Origin of the sequence: Arenimonas terrae (assembly GCF_006265115.1) — a bacterium.
Classification (GTDB): Bacteria; Pseudomonadota; Gammaproteobacteria; order Xanthomonadales; family Xanthomonadaceae; genus Arenimonas; species Arenimonas terrae.
On sequence record NZ_SMDR01000002.1, the window covers coordinates 342432 to 360890 of the forward strand.

Consider the following 18459-nt stretch of genomic DNA (forward strand, 5'->3'; position numbering starts at 1 on the left):
GGTCGCAACTTACGCAATGCAAGCGCCAACAACTCTAGCACCTTATATCGTCACCCACATCAGTAGAATCTGTTAGGAAACATTTTTCCGGAGTCATTCGTGGACTTTATCGCCGAAGGCGTTAAACAAAAACTCATCCGCTTCGAGGACGGCGAAAAATACATCGTCTACTCCCACCAAGACAAGCGGAGAAATTATGCAAACCCTGAGGAACTTGTTCAGGCAGAAACGTTCCTTAGACTCGTCCTGACTTACAAATATCCGATCAACCGCATACGCCAATTCGTGCCAGTTCAGATGGGATCTGAAACGAAGGAGGCCGATCTCATAATCTATTCAGACGACGAGATGAAAGCTCCGCTCATCGTCGTCGAGTGCAAGAAGGAAACCGTCAGTGAACTGGAATTCGCCCGCGCCGCAGACCAGGCCGTAAGTTACGCCGTGGCGGAAGGCGCACGTTATGTCTGGATCACCAGCAAGCTGAAGAACGAATACTTTGAGATTCCGGCTAAAAAGCCGAAAGATCGCATCACCATTCCCGATGTGCCGCAGTTCGGCGTCACTGAACTGGCTCGCTTTAAGTTTGCCAAGAACGGCGGCATAACAAAGACTGGGCAAAAACTCTTCCCGCTCGAAACTGTCGCGGAAGACGAACTAACTCGACGATTCGAACAGGCACATCAAGCCCTTTGGGGCGGTGGAGAGTTGAACCCGTCGGAAGCTTTCGACGAACTCGACAAGCTGATCTTCTGCAAACTTTGGGACGAACGCAAAGCACGCAAGTCCGGCGAGCCTTACGACTTCCAGATCTTTACCGAAGACACGCGCGAAAAGACTGAGCGCGAACTACTTCAGCGCCTACGGACTCTCTATGAAGAGGGCCGCAAGAAGGATCCGGAAGTCTTCAAGGACGACATTCGCCTTAGCCCTGCCAAGGCGCGCACAGTCGTCAGCTATCTCGAAGGCATAAATCTTTCCGATACCGACCTCGACAGCAAAGGCCGCGCTTTCGAGACATTTCTGGGCTCGTTCTTCCGTGGTGATTTTGGCCAGTACTTTACGCCCCGCGTCATCGTAAAGTTTATTGTGGATGTGTTGCCAATCACGTCAGAATCGTTAGTGCTCGACACATCTTGCGGCAGCGGCGGATTCCTCCTGCACGCGCTAGACAAGGTGCGCAAGCAGGCTGACGAGTACTTCGACCCTGGAACTGCCAAGCATCATCGCCACTGGCACGACTTTGCTCAGCACAATCTCTACGGCATCGAGATCAACGAGCAGATCGCGCGCACGGCAAAGATGAACATGATCATCCATGATGACGGCCACACCAATGTGGTGGCTGCTGACGGCTTGCTGCCTCCAGAAGACATTCGCGCGAAGACTAAGAACCAAGGTTTTAAGTCGGCGCGATTCGATTTCATCATTACGAATCCGCCTTTTGGCTCCACCGTCAAGCAGACGGAGAAAGCCTACTTACACAACTACCGCCTCGCTACGCGACAAGTAGATTGGCTTAACCCAAAGAGCAAGGCGTCCGCGCGACCAGGGCAGGACACTGAAATCCTATTCATCGAACAGTGCTGGCAGTTCCTAGTTGAAGGCGGCTATTTGGCTATTGTCATACCCGACGGAATTCTAACTAACTCCAGTCTTCAATACGTTCGCGATGAAATTGAAGATCGATTCCGTATAGTTGCCGTCGTTTCGCTTCCGCAGACTGCTTTTGCCGCAACTGGAGCGGGAGTAAAAAGCTCAGCGCTGTTTCTGAAGAAACACACTAGCGCGGAGACCAAGCGAATGCGCGACAAAAAGCAAGAGCTGAAGGACAACATTCGCAACGCGGAGAATCTGGAAGAAAAACTTGATTCAATCGAACGGGCGAAGAAATCAGAAACTAAGAGACTCAACGAACACCCTTCGTTCGCCAAGCTATCAACGGAAGAACGCAAGCTGAACGACGCTTATGCAACCGCCGCACAAGAGATATCTGACAAGTTCTCGGCGCAGATTGATGAGCTGCGCTACCGCCTGACTGAAGCCTTCGAAGAACGGCGCTGCAGAGAGTTGCCGGACTACCCCATATTCATGGCGATCGCCGATGACATTGGATACGACGCCACTGGACGAGCAACTAAGACCAACGAACTTGAGCCGATTGCCAGCGAGCTAGCTCGATTTATCGCGTCCATTGAAGAGGAGGGCGCATGAGTTTTTCGCTCTCAAAGGATATTAATCCGTCAAGCGTCTTTATTGAGCGAAAGGCCAATGTGATTGGTCGCTTTGACCCTCTTTACTTTCGCCCTGACCTCGTTGCTTTAGAGAAGAAGGTTCGATCCGTCGCCAAGCACCAGCTACGAGACTTCGTACGAAGCATGGTCGGAGGCGCCACTCCATCAACAAAAGAAGCAGAGACTCACTACACCGGAAGGCACGATGGCATTCCTTTTATTCGCGTGCAGAACCTCTCAACAACCGGACGACTGAATCTCGAAGACTGCAAGTTCATTACTCGCAGCACTCACGAAGGTCTATTGAGACGGAGTCGACTGAAGGGCGGTGAGCTGCTGGTAAAGATTACTGGCGTTGGCCGAATGGCTGTGGCATCCGTTGTCCCGGATGACTTCGACGGGAACATTAATCAGCACATGGTCGCGATCCGCACGGAAAACACTGCCAGCAGCGAGGCACTGGCGTCGTACCTCAATCTAGATATAGCCGAGCGACTGGCGTCGCGCCGCTCCACGGGCGGAACCCGTCCAGCACTGGACTATCCGGCGCTGCTCTCAATCCCAGTAGTTCTGGACGTGCGAATCCCGGAACTAATGAGAAGAGCTGTAGATAGCTACAAGCTGAAACTTGCTGAGGCATCTAGGTTACTCGAAACGATAGACGATCTACTGTTAGACGATCTCACTATTAGACGTGAGCCCGAACGACAACACACGATCGAGAACCGAATCTTCTTTCGCAACTTGACCGAACTTTCCGGCGGGCGATTCGATCCAATCGCCGCGCAAGAGAAGCGCCGGACTCTAGAAGGATCAATCAGATCAGCCCACTATCCAGTGGCGCCGCTGAGGCAGGTTGTTAGCTTCTCTAAGGTTCTCGTAGATCGGATTGACGAAGGTGATACGTACGTCGGACTTGAGAATATCAACGGCGAAACCGGAGAGTATGTCGCAACTACTGAGAAAGAGAGTGTTGGCACAGCCATACGATTCAAGTCGGGTCAGATCCTGTTTCCGAAACTGCGCCCATACCTGAATAAGACTCACCTTGCAGCGTTTTCCGGGGTTGCGTCGACCGAGTTCCATACTTTCACTGCGCAACGTGCCGATGCCAAGTACCTGACAGCATTTCTTCGCTCCAAAGTCATTGTTGGCATTACAACGCTCCTGATGACTGGCAACACATTGCCACGCTTGCAAACGAGTGACATTGAACAACTGCCAATTCCTATCCCGCCGGTTGTCGTTCAGAAACGGATCTGCGAACAGATTGACCGCATTCGCGCTAAGGCTTTTGCGCTCCGGGACAGGGCCAACACCGAACTCCGACAAGCCAAGCGCGACATTGAAGCACTGATCATTGGAAAGGGCGTGTCCGCATGAAGCTCAAGGGCATTCTCGACTTCTCCCTTGGCAACTTCCTTTGCCTACGTGGCTTCGCCCCCATGGGCGTATTGCAGGACATCTCTGAGGCACCACAGGATATCCAGCGAGTGCCAAACAACGCACGACTCAGAGAGGTCGGTGATTATCTTCGGAAAGGCGAGCTGGTCTTCTTTCCAGAGGTCGTACTCTGTGCTTGCCTCAACGACGAGGACTCAACTTCCGATCTCGTAGCTAAGTTCTTCGAGAGTGTGAAATCTGGCGTTCCGTTCAAACGGGGCCAGTTCGCAAGCGGCCTTACGATCAGTTCGACAGTGAGCGCAACCAGAGGCTCGGACGACATTCGAGCTGTGAAGTTCTTTCAGACGGCGACACTTTCGATTCGCGATGAGCTAACCGTCCTGTTCTCGCGCCTCGATGGCAACCACCGCCTTTCTGCCAGCAAGGAGAAGGCCGTTCGCGAGCGAGTTACGCCGTTCTGCTTGATTCTGTGCCAGAACCAGGTTGAGTTCCGGCGTTTCAGCCGATCCTTGTTCCACAACATAAACTACAAGCAAGTTCCGCTTACGATGGAGCACAACCTCAAGCTCATCCTCGATGACGCAGAGCTGTTCCAAGACGAGTTTCTCCAGACAGACCCGAGTTTCGGCTGGCCCTACTATCACGCCCGGAAACTGCACGGAAATGTCGATGTGGAGTTGCTGCCAAACCTTGCCCGCTTCCTTAAAGATGAGCCACGGACTTTCCTATTGCACCAGTTTGAGTTCCTCATAGAACGCAAGGTGCTCGGTGACAACGAGAACGCTGTCAGGCGCTTCAAGGAAGCGATCGGCAAGGCGAACGGCCTGTTTGAAACTTGGCCTGCGCTTAAGGAATCGACAAATCGCGGCTTACTGGCAGCGCTCGTTTACTACGAACTAAGCAAGACCGCGCCGATCACCTCCTTTGTCGGCTGGGTGCTGAACAATCACCTTCACCAGATCAGAAACTCCAACCCCAGCGATCTGATTGCAATCTTCGACCAGGTTCTTGCCAGTAGAAGACGCACAATTTTTGTTTCTATGCCTTTCGGCAAGACCAAGCCGGAAGATCACTACAGGATTATTGAGCGTGTTGCTAAAGACATTAGCGAAGAACATGGTCTCAAACCGGCGCTCAAAGTTCAGCGCGTAGATTGGTTCAATGATGGCGCGAGCTATGAGATCAACGACAAGATCATTGAAATGATGAGCGATTGTGGCTTGCTAATTGGCAATTTGACGCATTGCAATCCCAACGTTTATCACGAGATCGGCTTCGTGATGGGCAAGGCAAAGGCAGAAGGGAAGGATGTGGCCAACATGCTTCTGTTCCTTGATGAATCCGTTGCCGACCAGAATGACAAGTTCGTTGGGTTCAACTTGCGAGGCATCAAGCAACTGCGATTCACTGAGCAGCAAGGCGAGTTTGTTCCGGCACTGAAGGCCAATCTTGAGAAGTTCTTCCGGCTAAGGGATTGAAGCGGCGGCCGACTTTCTGCCCTTTTGTCTCCCTAGAAGGTTCCTTCAATCATGAAGGTGTGCCGAGCCATCCAATCCACATTTCGCTATAATCCGGCCCGGCCCTCCGGCCACCCCACCCAGGGGCGCTGCAACCCCGTCCCGCGCAATGCGGGGCCCGGGACCAGGCTGGGTGGAGGTTCCAGAACCAACCGCGCCCGTTAACGCGCGACCCCCGAGGCCCCTGGCCCGGCCGGCGTCGCCAACCAACGGAGCTATACCTTATGAACGCTGTCGTTAACCTCAAGCACGACTACAAGGTCGCCGACCTGTCCCTGGCCGACTGGGGCCGCAAGGAGCTGGACATCGCCGAGCAGGAAATGCCGGGCCTGATGTCGATCCGCAAGAAGTACGCCGCCGCCCAGCCCCTGAAGGGCGTGCGGGTCACCGGCTCGCTGCACATGACCATCCAGACCGGCGTGCTGATCGAGACCCTGAAGGACCTGGGCGCCGACGTGCGCTGGGCGTCCTGCAACATCTTCAGCACCCAGGACCACGCCGCCGCGGCCATCGCCAAGGCCGGCACCCCGGTGTTCGCCTGGAAGGGCGAGACCCTGGAGGAGTACTGGGACTGCACGCTGGACGCGCTGAGCTTCCCGGGCGGCAAGGGCCCGGAGCTGGTGGTGGACGACGGCGGCGACGTCACCCTGCTGATCCACAAGGGCTACGAGCTCGAGAAGGGCGACACCGCCTGGGTCAACTCGGCCTCGGGTTCGCATGAAGAGCAGGTGATCAAGAACCTGCTCAAGCGCGTCGCCAAGGAGCGCCCGGGCTTCTGGACCAACGTGGTCAAGGACTGGAAGGGCGTCTCGGAAGAGACCACCACCGGCGTGCACCGCCTCTACCAGATGCTGGAAGCCGGCAAGCTGCTGGTCCCGGCCATCAACGTCAACGACTCGGTCACCAAGTCCAAGTTCGACAACCTGTACGGCTGCCGCGAGTCGCTGGCCGACGGCCTGAAGCGCGCGATGGACGTGATGCTGGCCGGCAAGGTGGCCGTGGTCTGCGGTTATGGCGACGTGGGCAAGGGTTCGGCGCACTCGCTGCGCGCCTACGGCTGCCGCGTGGTCGTGACCGAGATCGACCCGATCAACGCCCTGCAGGCCGCGATGGAAGGCTTCGAGGTCAACACCGTCGAGAACACCCTGGGCCGCGGCGACATCTACGTCACCACTACCGGCAACAAGGACGTGCTGACGCTCGAGCACATGTCGAAGATGAAGGACCAGGCCATCGTCTGCAACATCGGCCACTTCGACAACGAGATCCAGGTGGACCGCCTGAACGCCTCGGACGCCGTGCGCCTGAACATCAAGCCGCAGGTGGACAAGTACACGTTCAAGAACGGCAATGCGATCTTCCTGCTGGCTGAGGGCCGCCTGGTGAACCTGGGCTGCGCCACGGGCCACCCGAGCTTCGTGATGTCGAACTCGTTCTCGAACCAGACGCTCGCGCAGATCGACCTGTGGGCGAACAAGGACGTGTACGAGCCCAAGGTCTACATCCTGCCCAAGAAGCTGGACGAGGAAGTGGCCCGCCTGCACCTGGAAAAGATCGGCGTGAAGCTGACCACACTGACCGACGAGCAGGCCGCGTACCTTGGCGTGTCGAAGGACGGTCCGTACAAGCCGGATCACTACCGCTACTGATTCGACGCTTCAGCGGAACACGGAACGGGCGCCTTAGGGCGCCCGTTTCTTTTGGCTCGGGGAAATCCGGGGTCAGAGTGCATTTATCTTCTGCGGGCCCCGGGGAAAGGCCAGTCGCCTCGAGAAGATAAATGCACTCTGACCCCGGATTTATTCCGGATCTAGCGCCAGTTGGCGTGGCGGGACCAGAACTCGACGCTGCGTCTGTAGGCTTCGCGATCCAGCGGCACGCCGCTGCCGCCTTCTTCGACACCCAGCGCATTGCGCATCATCGTGATCGGCACCATCGGGATCTCGTCGGGTTCCATCGTGTACAGGCAGCCGACGATGCCCCAGTCGGCGTCCACCGGCGTGCCCTCCTTCGCCATCTGCTCGCGGCTGTAGAGGATGGGCACCAGGTAGTTGGCCACCGGGGGTTCCAGGCCCTCGAACCAGCGCACCAGCACCGGCAGTTCGTCCTTGGTGCGGGCTTCGTAGGCGCTGTGCAGCCGGTGTCGGTTTTCGTCGGTGATGGCGATCACCGAACACTTCGTGGACGTCCAGTTGCGGTGCACGTGCAGTTGGCAGAAGGGTGCATAGCCGGGGATCACGCGCTGGGGTGTTTCGGCGTTCAGCCGCTCGACGAACTGCTCGGGCGTGATGTCCTGGATGGCGGTGCGGCGGCGGTCGGCCGGAAACAGGCGGACGCGGGCGAAGTCGGTCAGTGCGATGCTCATGCGGTGATTGTAATCCGGGGTCAGAGTGCATTTATCTTCTGCGAGCCCCGGGGTTGAGCCATCAGCCGCGAGAAGATAAATGCACTCTGACCCCGGATTTCCCGGAGTTCAGGCGGCCATCTCGATGCGGTTGCGGCCGCTGGTCTTGGCCCGGTACAGGGCCTCGTCGGCGGCGGCGTACAGCGCGTCGCTGTCGCGGTGCGTGCCCGGCGAGAACTGCGCCAGGCCGACGCTGACGGTCACCTCGAAATGGCTGCCGTCGGCCAGCCGGATCGGCGCGTGTTCGAGGCGGGCGCGGAAGGTCTCGGCCATGGCGGCGATGCGGGCGGCGTCGCCGCCGGCCAGCAGCACGCCGAACTCTTCGCCGCCCAGGCGGGCCACCAGCGCATCACATTCCTCGAAGCAGGCGCGCAGCAGAGCCGCCACTTCACGCAGGCAGCGGTCGCCGGCGGCGTGGCCGTAGCGGTCGTTGATCGACTTGAAGTGGTCGAGGTCGGCGATAAGGAAGGCCACCGACAGCGCGCTGCCGTCGGCGCGCGCGGCGGCCACGCGTTCGTCCAGGCCCTGCTGGAAATGGCCGCGGTTGGCCAGGCCGGTCAGCGCGTCGGTGCGGCTGAGCGTGGCGAAGCGGTCGCGCTGCTCGCGCAGCTGCTGCTCCAGCACCAGCTTGCCCTCGTACTCGCGGTGGCTGCGGCCGATCACCGCCACCAGGTAGGCCAGGTTGAGCAGCAGCACCAGGGCCACGCCCGGCTGGCCGAAGGTGAAGACCACGATCGACAGCATCGGCAGGAACAGCACGCCCGTGCCGACCAGCGCGATGCGCCGGTTCACCGCGAAGATCTGCGCGAACGCCATCGCCAGCGCCGACGTGGCCAGCATGGTCAGCAGGTGCGCACCGGCGAAGGCCGGGTCCAGCAGCACCCAGCCCGAGATCCCGCCCCACAGCGTGGCGGTGGCCAGCAACATGGCCCATTGCCGCCGCATGCCCAGCCCCGCCTGCTCCGGATGCCGGCGCGCCCAACCCCGCAGCAGCACCCGCGACACCCCCAGCACCACGAAAACCAGCACCAGCACCGCCGACAGCCGCGGATGCCGCTCCCAGCCCCCGCCGTACCCGGCCACCAGCAGCCAGGACAACAGATAGAACACCCCGCCGATCAGCGCGCGCTCGTGCAGGTCCTCGGCGCGCTGCTGCAGCACCGAGTCCGTCCCCGCACCCGAAATGTCCCCTGTCGCCATTGGCCGCGAGAATGGCATGGCCCAAGGCGCCTGCCCAGCGGCCCCGGCACCCACGGCCGTGCGAGCCGTCCCGCTCGCCCAGCCGCATGCCGACCGCCCTGCTTTGGTCTCCGGCCTTGGACCGTCACGGCCGGTACCCGTGGGGGCCATTCCCGGACCTTCGGCGACATGGACGTCGCCGAAGAGCCTACATGGACGTATTCACGGCGTGTCCGGGGATGGCCCCCACGGGTGCCGGCCTCTCGAGACAAACCCACCCCGGAGACCGAAGCCATATATCCTTTTATCGCGAACAAGAGATATATTCCCCGCAAGCCACAAACACAGCCCACCCCCATGCCCCGGATCAGCTTCGAGTTCTACCCGCCCAAGACCGACGAACAGCGCGCCCAGCTCGACCGCACCGTGCGCAAACTCAAGGCGCATTCGCCGGAATTCGTGTCGGTGACCTTCGGTGCCGGCGGCTCGACCTTGTCGTACACCGCCGAAACCGTGCGCGGCCTGCGCGAAGCCCACGGCCTCAACGGCGTACCCCACCTGAGCTGCGTCGGCGGCACCCGCGACGAGATCCGCCAGCTGCTGGCCGACTACCGCGCCCTGGGCTGCGACCGCATCGTCGCCCTGCGCGGCGACCTGCCCTCGGGCATGGCCCGCGCCGGCGACCTGCACTACGCCTCCGACCTGGTGCGCTTCATCCGCGAAGAACACGGCGACCACTTCCACATCGAAGTCGGCTGCTACCCGGAAACCCACCCGCAGTCGGAAGACGCCCTGGCCTGCATCCGCCACTTCAAGGCGAAGGTGGACGCCGGCGCCGACTCCGCCATCACCCAGTACTTCTTCAACGCCGACGCGTATTTCCGCTTCGTCGAGGACGTGCGCAAGGCCGGCATCACCCTGCCGATCATCCCGGGCATCATGCCGATCTCGAACTTCAGCCAGCTGCGGCGCTTTTCCGAGGCCTGCGGCGCCGAGATCCCGCGCTGGATCGGCAAGCGCATGCTGGCCTTCGGCGACGACGCCGACAGCGTGCGCGAATTCGCCGCCGACATCGTCGCCGGCATGTGCCGGCGCCTGCTCGACGGCGGCGTGCCCGAACTGCATTTCTACACGCTGAACCTGGCCCGGCCGACCGAGTCCGTGCTCGCCCGCCTGGGCTGAGGTTCGCGCTAGGCTGGGCGCCCATGTCGCGCGCCCTGCTCCCGCTGAAGTCCGTGCTGGCGATCGCCCTGATCGCCGCGGCCTGGGCCGCGGCGCCGGCGGCGGCCCAGGTGCGGCGCTGCGTCGATGCCCAGGGTGTTGCCGTCTACACCGACCGCCCCTGCGAGGCCATGCAGGCCGCACCGCGCGAAGCCCCGCCGGACCCGTCCGCCGGCGCCCGCATCGCCGCCGGCTTCGCGGTGCGCGGCTGCGCGCGCCGGCCCGAGACCCTGCTCAACGGCGTGCGCGGCGCGCTCGAGGCCCGCGACGTGAACCGCCTGGCCAACTGGTACCACTGGACCGGCACCGGCAGCGGCGCCGCCCGCTCGCTGATGGACGAACTCGAGGCCATCGCCAACCGGCCGCTGGTCTCGGCCGAGCTGATCTACCCGGAGACGCTGGCTCCCTTTCCGCCCGACTACGGCGCCGCGGCCGAAACCCCGGAAGCCGCCTCCCCCGACGGGACGAGCGGCGACCGGACACGATCCCCCGCCCCACCCCGCGGCTACCGCTACGGCAGCCCGCTGCCCTCGCCGTCGCAGGCGCAGCAGGCCACGCCGGCGCTGACGTCGGACCACGCCGGCCCGGACGCCGCGGCGCCGCCCGGCAACGAACCCACCGGCCCCGCCACCGTCACCGCCGAACCGGGTCCCGACCCGGTGTCGCTGCTGGTCCAGCAGATGCGGGGCCCCGCCGACATCGAGGCCGTGAGCGTGCGCTTCGCACTGCGCCAGAACGCCGGCTGCTGGTGGATCGAGCTGTGACGGGGCACAGGCGGGACCCCGGGCCGGCGCGATAAACTGCGCGCCTTCCCGCAGGAGTCGGCCATGGCGATGCAGTACCCCGAACACATCTGGCACAACGGCGTCATCAAGCCCTGGGCCGAGGCCACGGTGCACGTGATGGCGCACGGCCTGCACTACGGTTCCTCCGTGTTCGAGGGCATCCGCAGCTACGCCACGCCCAAGGGCCAGGCGATCTTCCGGCTCACCGACCACCTCAAGCGCCTGTACGCCTCGGCCAAGATCTACGACATGGCCATGCCCTACGACATCGACGTGCTGGCCAAGGGCTGCCGCGACGTGATCACCGCCAACAAGCTCGAGAAGGCCTACCTGCGCCCGATCGCCTACCGCGGCCTGGGCGGCTTCGGCCTCTCGGCCGACACGCCGACCGACCTGGCGATCGCCGCCTGGCACATGGGCCCCTACCTCGGCCCCGACGTGCTGGAAGCCGGCATCGACGCCTGCGTGTCGAGCTGGCAGCGTTTCGCGCCCAACACTATCCCGGCCGGCGCCAAGGCCGGCGGCAACTACCTCAGCGGCCAGCTGGTGGCGCGCGAGGCGCGGCGCCTGGGCTTCGGCGAGGGCATCGCCCTGGCCAGCACCGGCCTGCTCAGCGAAGGCGCGGGCGAGAACCTGTTCCTGGTGTTCGACGGCGCCCTGCACACCACGCCGATCAGCGCGGCCCTGCTCAACGGCATCACCCGCAATTCGATCATCACCCTGGCCAAGGCCAACGGCATCGAAGTGGTCGAGCGCGACATCCCGCGCGAATACCTCTACCTGTGCGACGAACTCTTCATGTGCGGCACCGCCGCCGAGATCACGCCGATCCGCTCGGTGGACGGCCGCCAGGTCGGCGCCGGCAAGCCGGGCCCGCTGACGCGCCGCATCCAGGACCTGTTCTTCGGGCTGTTCGACGGCCGCACGCCGGACAAGTACGGCTGGCTCGAAAACGTCTGAGGTTCAGCCGAACCGCAGCACCGCCACCGCGCCGCGCTCCTCGCCCGGCGCGATGCTGACCTGCCAGCCGTAGAGTTCGCACAACCGGCGCACGATCGACAGGCCGATGCCGCCGCCGCTGGTGCCGCCGGCGCTGGAGCCGCGGTAGCCGCGTTCGAACAGGCGCGCGGCGTCCTCGACGCTCAGGCCCGGGCCGGTGTCTTCCACCCGCACCTCGCCGGCCTCGACGATGATCACCACCTCGCCCTCGGCGGTGTACTTGCAGGCGTTGCCGATCAGGTTGCCCAGGGCCACGGCCAGCACGGCCTCGGGCGCGTCCACGAATACGTCCTGGCCACCGACCACGCGCAGCACCACCGGCTTCTGGCCCAGCTGCGGCTTGCTGGCCTCGGCCAGCTGCAGCGCGAGCCGGCGCAGGTTGGTGCGGCCGGTGCCGCGCTCCTCGCGCGAGAGCATCAGCAGGGCGGTGGTGAGGTCGGTGCACTGCTGGGCGGCGCGGTCGATGCGCAGCAGGCGCTGGCGCATCTTCTCGGGCAGGTCGGGGTTGGCCAGCACCAGCTCGGTGGCGCCGCGGATCACCGCCAGCGGCGTGCGCAGCTCGTGGCTGACGTCGGAGTTGAACTCGCGGTCGCGCTTCACCAGCTCGGTCATGCGCTCGGCGTAGTCGTCGAGCGCCGCGGCCAGCTCGCCCACTTCGTCGTCGGGGAAATGCGGGGCCAGCTTCTCGGGCCGGTCCTTGCCCGACATGCCTTCGACGCGGCGCGCCAGCTCGGTCACCGGGCTGATCACCCGCGACGAGGACCAGACGCCGACCAGCCAGGCCAGCAGGGTCAGCAACACCACCGCCACCGCCAGCGTGATCAGCATCTGCTGCTGGCTCAGCGCCTCCTGGGTGTAGTCGTAACGCAGGAAGCCGACCATGTCCGGCGTGCGGTGCACGGCCAGCTTGTACTGCTTCAGGCGCCCGCGCCGGTCGTTTTCCTGCAGGTCGTGGATGCCGGTGGGCAGGTCGCGCCAGGCGAAGGCGATGTTGGCGCTGTCGGGCCGGTAGACGAAGGCCTCGATCTGGCGCGAGAACGAAAACGGCGCGGTCGGGTCCGGGTTCTCGCGCTTGAACTGCACGAAGTTGTCGGCCTCGCGCAGCAGCCAGGATTCGACCAGCTGGTTCTCGAGCCGGGCCCGCAGGTAGATGGTCGCGCCCGCGAACAGCGCCGTCAGCCCGAAGCCGAGCAGCAGGAACGACAGGATGATGCGCGTGCGCAGCCGATGCCGGTAGCGCATGGAATCAGCTCGCGTCGGGGTCGGCGATCCGGTAACCGATACCGTGGCGGGTCTGGATCAGCGCCTTGTCGAAGGGCTTGTCCACCGCGGCGCGCAGGCCGTGGATGTGCACGCGCAGGCTGTCCGAATCGGGCAGCTCCTCGCCCCAGACCCGGGTCTCGAGCTCCTGGCGGGTGACCACCGAGGGCGAGGACTCCATCAGCGACTGCAGGATCTTGAGCGCGGTCGGGTTGAGCTGCAGCAGCTTGCCGCCGCGGCGCACCTCGAGCGTGTCGAGGTTGTATTCCAGGTCGGCGACGCCCAGCACGCGCGGCTGGGCGGCCTTGCCGCGCCTGGCCAGCACGGCCAGGCGGGCTTCCACTTCCTGCAGGGCGAAGGGCTTGACCAGGTAGTCGTCGGCGCCGGACTCGAAGCCCTCGAGCTTGTGGTCCAGCGAGTCGCGCGCGGTCAGCATCAGCACCGGGGTCTGCTTGCGGCCTTCCTGGCGCAGCTTGCGGCAGACCTCCAGGCCGTCCATGCCCGGCAGGTTGAGGTCGAGCACGATGGCGTCGAAGTCGTTCACCACCGCCAGGTGCAGGCCGGTCACGCCGTCGGCGGCGTAGTCCACGGTGTGGCCGCGGTCCTCGAGGTAGTCCCCGAGGTTGGCGGCGATGTCACGATTGTCCTCGACGACCAGGATCCGCATGCTCAGTTGCTCTGCGGAACGGGCGAACGCTGCAGGGCGCGCATGCTGTTCTGGTCGGCCTCGGCGCGGCGGCGGCGCTCGGCCACGGTCTGGCACTTGGTCTCGCGGAAGTGCGTGCCGGTGCGGCCGCGCTTGTCGCAGACCAGGCGGCTGTCGGCGTAACCCTTCACCAGCATCGCGTTCACGCGCTCCTGGTCGTTGAACAGTTCGAGGCGGTCGTCCTCGGGAAGCTCCTCGACGTTCTGGACGCCTTCGAGGCGGTTGGCCATGCGGCCCAGAAGGGTGCGGACTTCGTCGCGCTCGGCGCGGCTCATCTCGGCATAGGTCTTGCCGTCGGCCAGCGACTTCTCGATGGCGCGGGCCTGGGCGGCGAAGCTGCCCTCGGTAACGGAAACCGCCGGCTCGGCGGTGGCGGAAGCGGCGCTCGAAAAACCCAACAGCAGGATCATCAGCAACGTCTTGGACATGTCGAATCCTCGTGAAAGAAGAGAGATACGGAGTGGTGCGATTCGATTCTGCCAGATGCCCGGCGACCAACAACCGGTTCCCGCCGAAGAAAACAAAGGCTGACGAGCGGTGAGGCGATTCGATTCTGCCAGATGTTAAGCAGCGCGCGGCAAACCGGGTCCGGCAAAGAAAATGGCCCGGGGGACGCCACGAGTGCGCCTGGCCCGGGCCGAAAGGTTGCTACTGCCCCGATTGCCGTAATCCGCTTTGGTGCTGCTCTGACGAGGAGGTGACCTGGCAGGCTTACCGGCCCGGCAAGCCTAGGCTGCCGGGTATTAAAGGCCCGTTAAATCAGCTTCAGCCTTTGGTTAACGGGCGCTTGCGGGCGGCGGTTTTGGCCCGGCTCCGGCCCCGGGGTCGGACCGCAGAGGTAACGAAATCGATTATCGCGCCCGCCACATCCACCCCGGAGGCGCCTTCGATGCCCTCCAGACCGGGACTTGAGTTCACCTCTAGCACCAATGGCCCCCGTTTCGAGCGCAGAAGGTCCACGCCTGCAACACCCAGCCCCATGGCCCGGGCGGCGCGCAGGGCGGTGTCGATTTCGGCGGCGCTGAGCTTGACCGGGGTCGCCTTGCCGCCCCGGTGCAGGTTCGAGCGGAACTCGCCCTCGCCGGCCTGGCGGCGCATCGCCGCCACCACCTGGTCGCCGACCACGAAGCAGCGCAGGTCGGCGCCCTTGGCCTCGGCGATGAACTCCTGGACCAGGAAATTGGCGTACAGGCCGCGGAAGGCTTCGATGACGCTGCGCGAGGCGCCGGCGTTTTCGGCCAGGATCACGCCCGTGCCCTGGGTGCCCTCGTTGAGCTTGATGACGTGCGGGGGCTTGCCGAGCATGCCCAGCAGGTCGCCGGTGTCGTCGGGGTTGTCGCCGAACACCGTGACCGGCAGGCCCAGGCCCTCGCCGGCCAGGATCTGATGGCAGCGCAGCTTGTCGCGCGCGCGCAGCACCGCGTCGGAACCGTTGGGCGTGTAGGCGCCCATCAGCTCGAACTGGCGCAGCACCGCCGTGCCGTAGAAGGTGACCGAGGCGCCGATGCGCGGGATCACCGCGTCGATGCCGCTCAGCGGCTTGCCCTTGTAGCGCAGCAGGAACTGCCCGGGCGCGATCTGCATGTAGCAGCGCAGCGGGTCGAGCACGCGCACGGTGTGGCCGCGCACGCGCGCGGCCTCGACCAGGCGCTGGGTCGAATAGAGCTTGGCGTTGCGGGAGAGGATGGCGATCTTCACGGCGTCGGGGGACTCTCGGGCGGGTCGCCCTGAAGGAAGGAGCTGGCCGGATCGACCAGGAATCGCCCGGCCAATGCGGTGCGGCCGAGCAGCATGGGGAAGAGCATGTTCCGCCGCTGTGTCAGGTTCACTTCGGCGGCCCATTCGATGCCGGCCAGGCGCAGGCGGGTGCGGATGAAGATGCGTTCGGTGCGGTGGCCGCCGGAGTCGGTGACGTGGCGGCGGTCGAGCACCGCCGCTTCGGCCGGCTGCGGGGCCGCGCCGGGCACGCCGGTGTCGAGCAGGAAGCGGACCATCTCGACGCCGTCGCGCACGAAACACTCCTGGTCGAGCACGTGCAGGGCCGAGGAGCGCGCGCCGGTGTCGACCTTGGCGCGGATCGCAACGATGCCCAGTTCGGGCAGGGCCAGCCATTCGCGCCAGCCCAGGGGGACGGGGTGCGGCATGGCGTCCTCCGGGTTGGGCGGGGCCCCATCGAAGACGGCGGCACATGGCCGCCGTTGGGGAAGGATGGAGCGGGTGATGGGAATCGAACCCACGTTAGCAGCTTGGGAAGCTGCAGTTCTACCATTGAACTACACCCGCGTTCGGCGCTGATTATGCCGGCCGGCCGCGGCAGGCCGCAACGCGATAAAATCCCGGCATGCAGATCACGCTCAACGGCGAATCCCGGGACATCGCCCCCGGCACCACGGTCTCGGCCCTGCTCGCGCTGGCCGGTTACGGCGGCCGCAAGGTCGCGGTCGAGGTGAACCTCGCGGTCGTGCCGCGCAGCCAGCACGACCAGCACGCGCTGGCCGACGGCGACCGGGTCGAGATCATCCACGCCATCGGCGGCGGCTGAGCCCCTCGACTTGCTGCGCAAGCAGGGCGGTTTTGGGCCTTGGCGCCGGGCTCGTTCCAGGCGACAGGCCGCCGTACGTGAGGGCTCTTTCCGGGGACGCCGTGAATCCATCCATGGAGGCTCTTCGAAAACGTCCATGTTTTCGAAGCCCCGGAAAGAGCCCTCACGCACGACGGCCTGCGAACCCTCCGGGCCGGGCTATCGAACTTGAAAGGCTCGCTTTGACTAGGCCCTCGGCATCTCCGACGTCAACTCGCCGCTCGCCCTGCTCTGCCCTTGCAGCCGATCCCGACCAATCGACGAGCTTCCGTGCCTTCTGGGGGCACGCGCTTATCCCATCGGCTCGCGACACCGCTCCGTGGCGACGACGTAGACAAGAGGGGGTCCCTGAAGTGGAGGGCAGGATGCCCGCAACGGCCGCTCGTGAGTTGGGCAGGATGCCGCTCACGCCGGACAGGAGTCCAAGTGCCGCGAAGGGCAGGATGCCCGAGAGCGGCCGCCCGAGCGGGCAGGTACCCCCTCTGGTCTGCGGCGGCGCACGCCGGATCAACCGCCCTCGAGCAAGAAGAGCTCCCCTGCGCCCGGAACGGGGCGCAAGCCGGGAACGAGGAGTGAATGGGGGGCTTAAGAAAGGGTTAACTCGTGCGGCGGATCGGGCCATAATCCGGGCATGAATCGCGCAGAAGCCCCCATGCCCGCCGATCCCCTGGTGATCGCCGGCAAGACCTATCGTTCCCGCCTGCTGACCGGCACCGGCAAGTTCAGCGACCACGAACAGACCCGCCTGGCCACCGAAGCCGCCGGCGCCGAGATCGTCACCGTGGCCATCCGCCGCAGCAACATCGGCCAGAACCCGGGCGAACCGAACCTGCTCGACGTGCTGCCGCCCGACCGCTACACCCTGCTGCCCAACACCGCCGGCTGCTACAGCGCCGACGATGCCGTGCGCACCTGCCGCCTGGCGCGCGAACTGCTCGACGGCCACCGGCTGGTCAAACTCGAAGTGCTGGGCGATGCCCGCACCCTGTATCCCGACGTCGTGCAGACCCTCAAGGCCGCCGAGATCCTGGTCGCCGACGGCTTCGAAGTGATGGTGTACACCAGCGACGACCCGATCGTCGCCAAGCGCCTGGAAGAGATCGGCTGCGTGGCCGTGATGCCGCTGGCCGCGCCGATCGGCTCGGGCCTGGGCGTGCAGAACCGCTGGTCCATCCTCGAGATCGTCGAGAACGCCAAGGTGCCGGTGCTGGTGGATGCCGGCGTCGGCACCGCGTCCGACGCCGCCATCGCGATGGAGCTGGGCTGCGACGGCGTGCTGATGAACACCGCGATTGCGGGAGCGCGCGATCCGATCCTGATGGCCAGCGCCATGCGCAAGGCGGTCGAGGCCGGGCGCGAGGCCTTCCTGGCCGGCCGCATCCCGAAAAAACGCAACGCCAACGCCTCCTCGCCGCTCGACGGCCACTTCCTCTGAGGGCGGCGGCGGGCATGTCCGGAACGAACGACGACACCACACCGGATCAGACCGCACGGCATCGCCCGATCCGCAGCTTCGTGCTGCGCCAGGGTCGGCAGACCGAAGCGCAGAAGCGGGCATTCGAACTGCACTGGCCTTCGTTGGGGGTGGATTACCGCGGTGAGCAGCAGGCCTTCGGAAACATGTTCGGGCGGTCGGGCCCGCTTGTCATGGAAGTTGGCTTCGGCAACGGCGAGCAATTGCTGTATGCCGCCGAGCGCGAGACCGAGCGAGATTTCATCGGCGTCGAAGTCCACGGCCCCGGGGTCGGTCGCCTGCTCAACGCCGCGGCGGCCGCCGGGCTGCGCAACCTGCGTGTCTACCAGCATGACGCCGTCGAGGTGCTGCGCGACGACGTGGCGCCGGCGTCCCTGGACGAGGTGCGCATCTACTTCCCCGATCCCTGGCACAAGAAGCGCCACCACAAGCGCCGCCTCGTGCAGCCGGAGTTCGTGTCGCTGCTGTGCGACCGCCTCAAACCCGGCGGCCTGCTGCACCTGGCCACCGACTGGGAAAACTACGCCGAACACCTGTGGGACGTGCTCGACGCCGAACCGCGCCTGCGCAACCGCGCCGGTCCGCGCGGGTTCGTGCCGCGGCCCGAATGGCGCCGCCAGACCCACTTCGAAACCCGCGGCCTGAAACTCGGCCACGGCGTCTGGGACCTGCTGTACGACCGTTTGCCGGGGGCCTAG

General features: G+C 64.3%; 17 protein-coding genes, 1 tRNA gene and 1 riboswitch. Of the genes, 10 read left to right on the forward strand and 8 right to left on the reverse strand.

Annotated elements, in window-relative coordinates; all coding sequences use genetic code 11:
• Positions 1-99 precede the first annotated feature (99 nt).
• The 4 genes from E1B00_RS10365 (at position 100) to ahcY (ending at position 6801) form a co-directional block, all read left to right on the forward strand.
• Complete coding sequence (locus E1B00_RS10365; protein WP_139448437.1) at positions 100-2211, forward strand: type I restriction-modification system subunit M; 2112 nt, start codon at positions 100-102, stop codon at positions 2209-2211.
• Positions 2208-3614 carry a restriction endonuclease subunit S gene (locus E1B00_RS10370; RefSeq protein WP_139448439.1) on the forward strand — a complete coding sequence of 469 codons (1407 nt, stop codon included), beginning with the start codon at positions 2208-2210 and terminating at the stop codon, positions 3612-3614. The genes E1B00_RS10365 and E1B00_RS10370 overlap by 4 nt, the downstream gene beginning before the upstream one ends.
• The gene (locus tag E1B00_RS10375; protein ID WP_139448441.1) at positions 3611-5113 is read left to right on the forward strand and encodes a hypothetical protein; all 1503 of its coding nucleotides are present in this window, start codon (positions 3611-3613) and stop codon (positions 5111-5113) included. The genes E1B00_RS10370 and E1B00_RS10375 overlap by 4 nt, the downstream gene beginning before the upstream one ends.
• Positions 5114-5227: 114 nt before the next feature.
• Positions 5228-5319: riboswitch (S-adenosyl-L-homocysteine riboswitch) on the forward strand.
• A gap of 57 nt (positions 5320-5376) precedes the next feature.
• Entirely contained in the window at positions 5377-6801 is a 1425-nt protein-coding gene (gene ahcY / locus E1B00_RS10380) for an adenosylhomocysteinase (protein WP_139448443.1), read from the forward strand.
• Between the two features lie 161 nt (positions 6802-6962).
• Here ahcY and E1B00_RS10385 read toward each other — a convergent pair whose 3' ends face one another.
• Together E1B00_RS10385 and E1B00_RS10390 are read right to left on the reverse strand one after the other, a co-directional pair.
• Positions 6963-7517: a DUF3228 family protein gene (locus tag E1B00_RS10385; protein WP_139448445.1), complete on the reverse strand. Its 555-nt coding sequence runs from the start codon at positions 7515-7517 to the stop codon at positions 6963-6965.
• A gap of 108 nt (positions 7518-7625) precedes the next feature.
• The gene (locus E1B00_RS10390; protein ID WP_139448447.1) at positions 7626-8717 is read right to left on the reverse strand and encodes a GGDEF domain-containing protein; all 1092 of its coding nucleotides are present in this window, start codon (positions 8715-8717) and stop codon (positions 7626-7628) included.
• Positions 8718-9092: 375 nt separating this feature from the next.
• Between E1B00_RS10390 and metF the strand changes: the two genes are divergently transcribed.
• From metF to E1B00_RS10405, 3 genes are all read left to right on the forward strand, one after another.
• Positions 9093-9917, forward strand: a complete 825-nt coding sequence (gene metF, locus E1B00_RS10395; protein ID WP_139448449.1) for a methylenetetrahydrofolate reductase [NAD(P)H] — start codon at positions 9093-9095, stop codon at positions 9915-9917.
• 23 nt (positions 9918-9940) lie between these two features.
• Entirely contained in the window at positions 9941-10720 is a 780-nt protein-coding gene (locus tag E1B00_RS10400; protein WP_139448450.1) for a DUF4124 domain-containing protein, read from the forward strand.
• 63 nt (positions 10721-10783) lie between these two features.
• Positions 10784-11701 carry a branched-chain amino acid transaminase gene (locus E1B00_RS10405; RefSeq protein ID WP_139448452.1) on the forward strand — a complete coding sequence of 306 codons (918 nt, stop codon included), beginning with the start codon at positions 10784-10786 and terminating at the stop codon, positions 11699-11701.
• A 3-nt stretch (positions 11702-11704) separates the two neighbouring features.
• Here the strand turns inward: E1B00_RS10405 and E1B00_RS10410 are convergent, their stop codons facing one another.
• The 6 genes from E1B00_RS10410 to E1B00_RS10435 form a co-directional block, all read right to left on the reverse strand.
• The gene (locus tag E1B00_RS10410) at positions 11705-12982 is read right to left on the reverse strand and encodes a sensor histidine kinase (protein WP_139448454.1); all 1278 of its coding nucleotides are present in this window, start codon (positions 12980-12982) and stop codon (positions 11705-11707) included.
• Positions 12983-12986: 4 nt separating this feature from the next.
• On the reverse strand, positions 12987-13667 hold the full coding sequence (locus E1B00_RS10415; RefSeq protein WP_139448456.1) for a response regulator transcription factor: 681 nt from the start codon (positions 13665-13667) through the stop codon (positions 12987-12989).
• 2 nt (positions 13668-13669) lie between these two features.
• On the reverse strand, positions 13670-14134 hold the full coding sequence (locus E1B00_RS10420) for a hypothetical protein (RefSeq protein WP_139448457.1): 465 nt from the start codon (positions 14132-14134) through the stop codon (positions 13670-13672).
• 337 nt (positions 14135-14471) lie between these two features.
• Positions 14472-15404, reverse strand: a complete 933-nt coding sequence (gene rimK / locus E1B00_RS10425) for a 30S ribosomal protein S6--L-glutamate ligase (RefSeq protein ID WP_139448459.1) — start codon at positions 15402-15404, stop codon at positions 14472-14474.
• The gene (locus tag E1B00_RS10430; RefSeq protein WP_139448461.1) at positions 15401-15850 is read right to left on the reverse strand and encodes an ATP-dependent zinc protease family protein; all 450 of its coding nucleotides are present in this window, start codon (positions 15848-15850) and stop codon (positions 15401-15403) included. Before E1B00_RS10430 ends, rimK begins: the two co-directional genes overlap by 4 nt.
• A 65-nt stretch (positions 15851-15915) precedes the next feature.
• Positions 15916-15989 (reverse strand) — tRNA-Gly (locus E1B00_RS10435).
• 58 nt (positions 15990-16047) lie between these two features.
• Here E1B00_RS10435 and thiS point away from each other — a divergent pair.
• From thiS to trmB, 3 genes are all read left to right on the forward strand, one after another.
• A complete protein-coding gene (thiS, locus tag E1B00_RS10440) occupies positions 16048-16248 on the forward strand; it encodes a sulfur carrier protein ThiS (protein WP_139448463.1) in 201 nt (66 codons plus the stop codon).
• A gap of 670 nt (positions 16249-16918) precedes the next feature.
• Positions 16919-17722, forward strand: a complete 804-nt coding sequence (locus tag E1B00_RS10445) for a thiazole synthase (RefSeq protein WP_139448464.1) — start codon at positions 16919-16921, stop codon at positions 17720-17722.
• A 14-nt stretch (positions 17723-17736) separates the two neighbouring features.
• Entirely contained in the window at positions 17737-18459 is a 723-nt protein-coding gene (trmB, locus tag E1B00_RS10450) for a tRNA (guanosine(46)-N7)-methyltransferase TrmB (RefSeq protein WP_139448466.1), read from the forward strand.

What these genes read in the sequence shown, in the direction of transcription:
- E1B00_RS10430 (WP_139448461.1), bottom strand. Translation starts at nt 15,850, where the DNA reads ATGCCGCACCCCGTCCCCCTGGGCTGGCGCGAATGGCTGGCCCTGCCC.
- metF (WP_139448449.1), top strand. Translation starts at nt 9,093, where the DNA reads ATGCCCCGGATCAGCTTCGAGTTCTACCCGCCCAAGACCGACGAACAG.
- E1B00_RS10445 (WP_139448464.1), top strand. Translation starts at nt 16,919, where the DNA reads ATGAATCGCGCAGAAGCCCCCATGCCCGCCGATCCCCTGGTGATCGCC.
- E1B00_RS10400 (WP_139448450.1), top strand. Translation starts at nt 9,941, where the DNA reads ATGTCGCGCGCCCTGCTCCCGCTGAAGTCCGTGCTGGCGATCGCCCTG.
- E1B00_RS10385 (WP_139448445.1), bottom strand. Translation starts at nt 7,517, where the DNA reads ATGAGCATCGCACTGACCGACTTCGCCCGCGTCCGCCTGTTTCCGGCC.
- E1B00_RS10415 (WP_139448456.1), bottom strand. Translation starts at nt 13,667, where the DNA reads ATGCGGATCCTGGTCGTCGAGGACAATCGTGACATCGCCGCCAACCTC.
- thiS (WP_139448463.1), top strand. Translation starts at nt 16,048, where the DNA reads ATGCAGATCACGCTCAACGGCGAATCCCGGGACATCGCCCCCGGCACC.
- trmB (WP_139448466.1), top strand. Translation starts at nt 17,737, where the DNA reads ATGTCCGGAACGAACGACGACACCACACCGGATCAGACCGCACGGCAT.
- E1B00_RS10405 (WP_139448452.1), top strand. Translation starts at nt 10,784, where the DNA reads ATGGCGATGCAGTACCCCGAACACATCTGGCACAACGGCGTCATCAAG.
- E1B00_RS10420 (WP_139448457.1), bottom strand. Translation starts at nt 14,134, where the DNA reads ATGTCCAAGACGTTGCTGATGATCCTGCTGTTGGGTTTTTCGAGCGCC.
- E1B00_RS10375 (WP_139448441.1), top strand. Translation starts at nt 3,611, where the DNA reads ATGAAGCTCAAGGGCATTCTCGACTTCTCCCTTGGCAACTTCCTTTGC.
- ahcY (WP_139448443.1), top strand. Translation starts at nt 5,377, where the DNA reads ATGAACGCTGTCGTTAACCTCAAGCACGACTACAAGGTCGCCGACCTG.
- E1B00_RS10370 (WP_139448439.1), top strand. Translation starts at nt 2,208, where the DNA reads ATGAGTTTTTCGCTCTCAAAGGATATTAATCCGTCAAGCGTCTTTATT.
- E1B00_RS10410 (WP_139448454.1), bottom strand. Translation starts at nt 12,982, where the DNA reads ATGCGCTACCGGCATCGGCTGCGCACGCGCATCATCCTGTCGTTCCTG.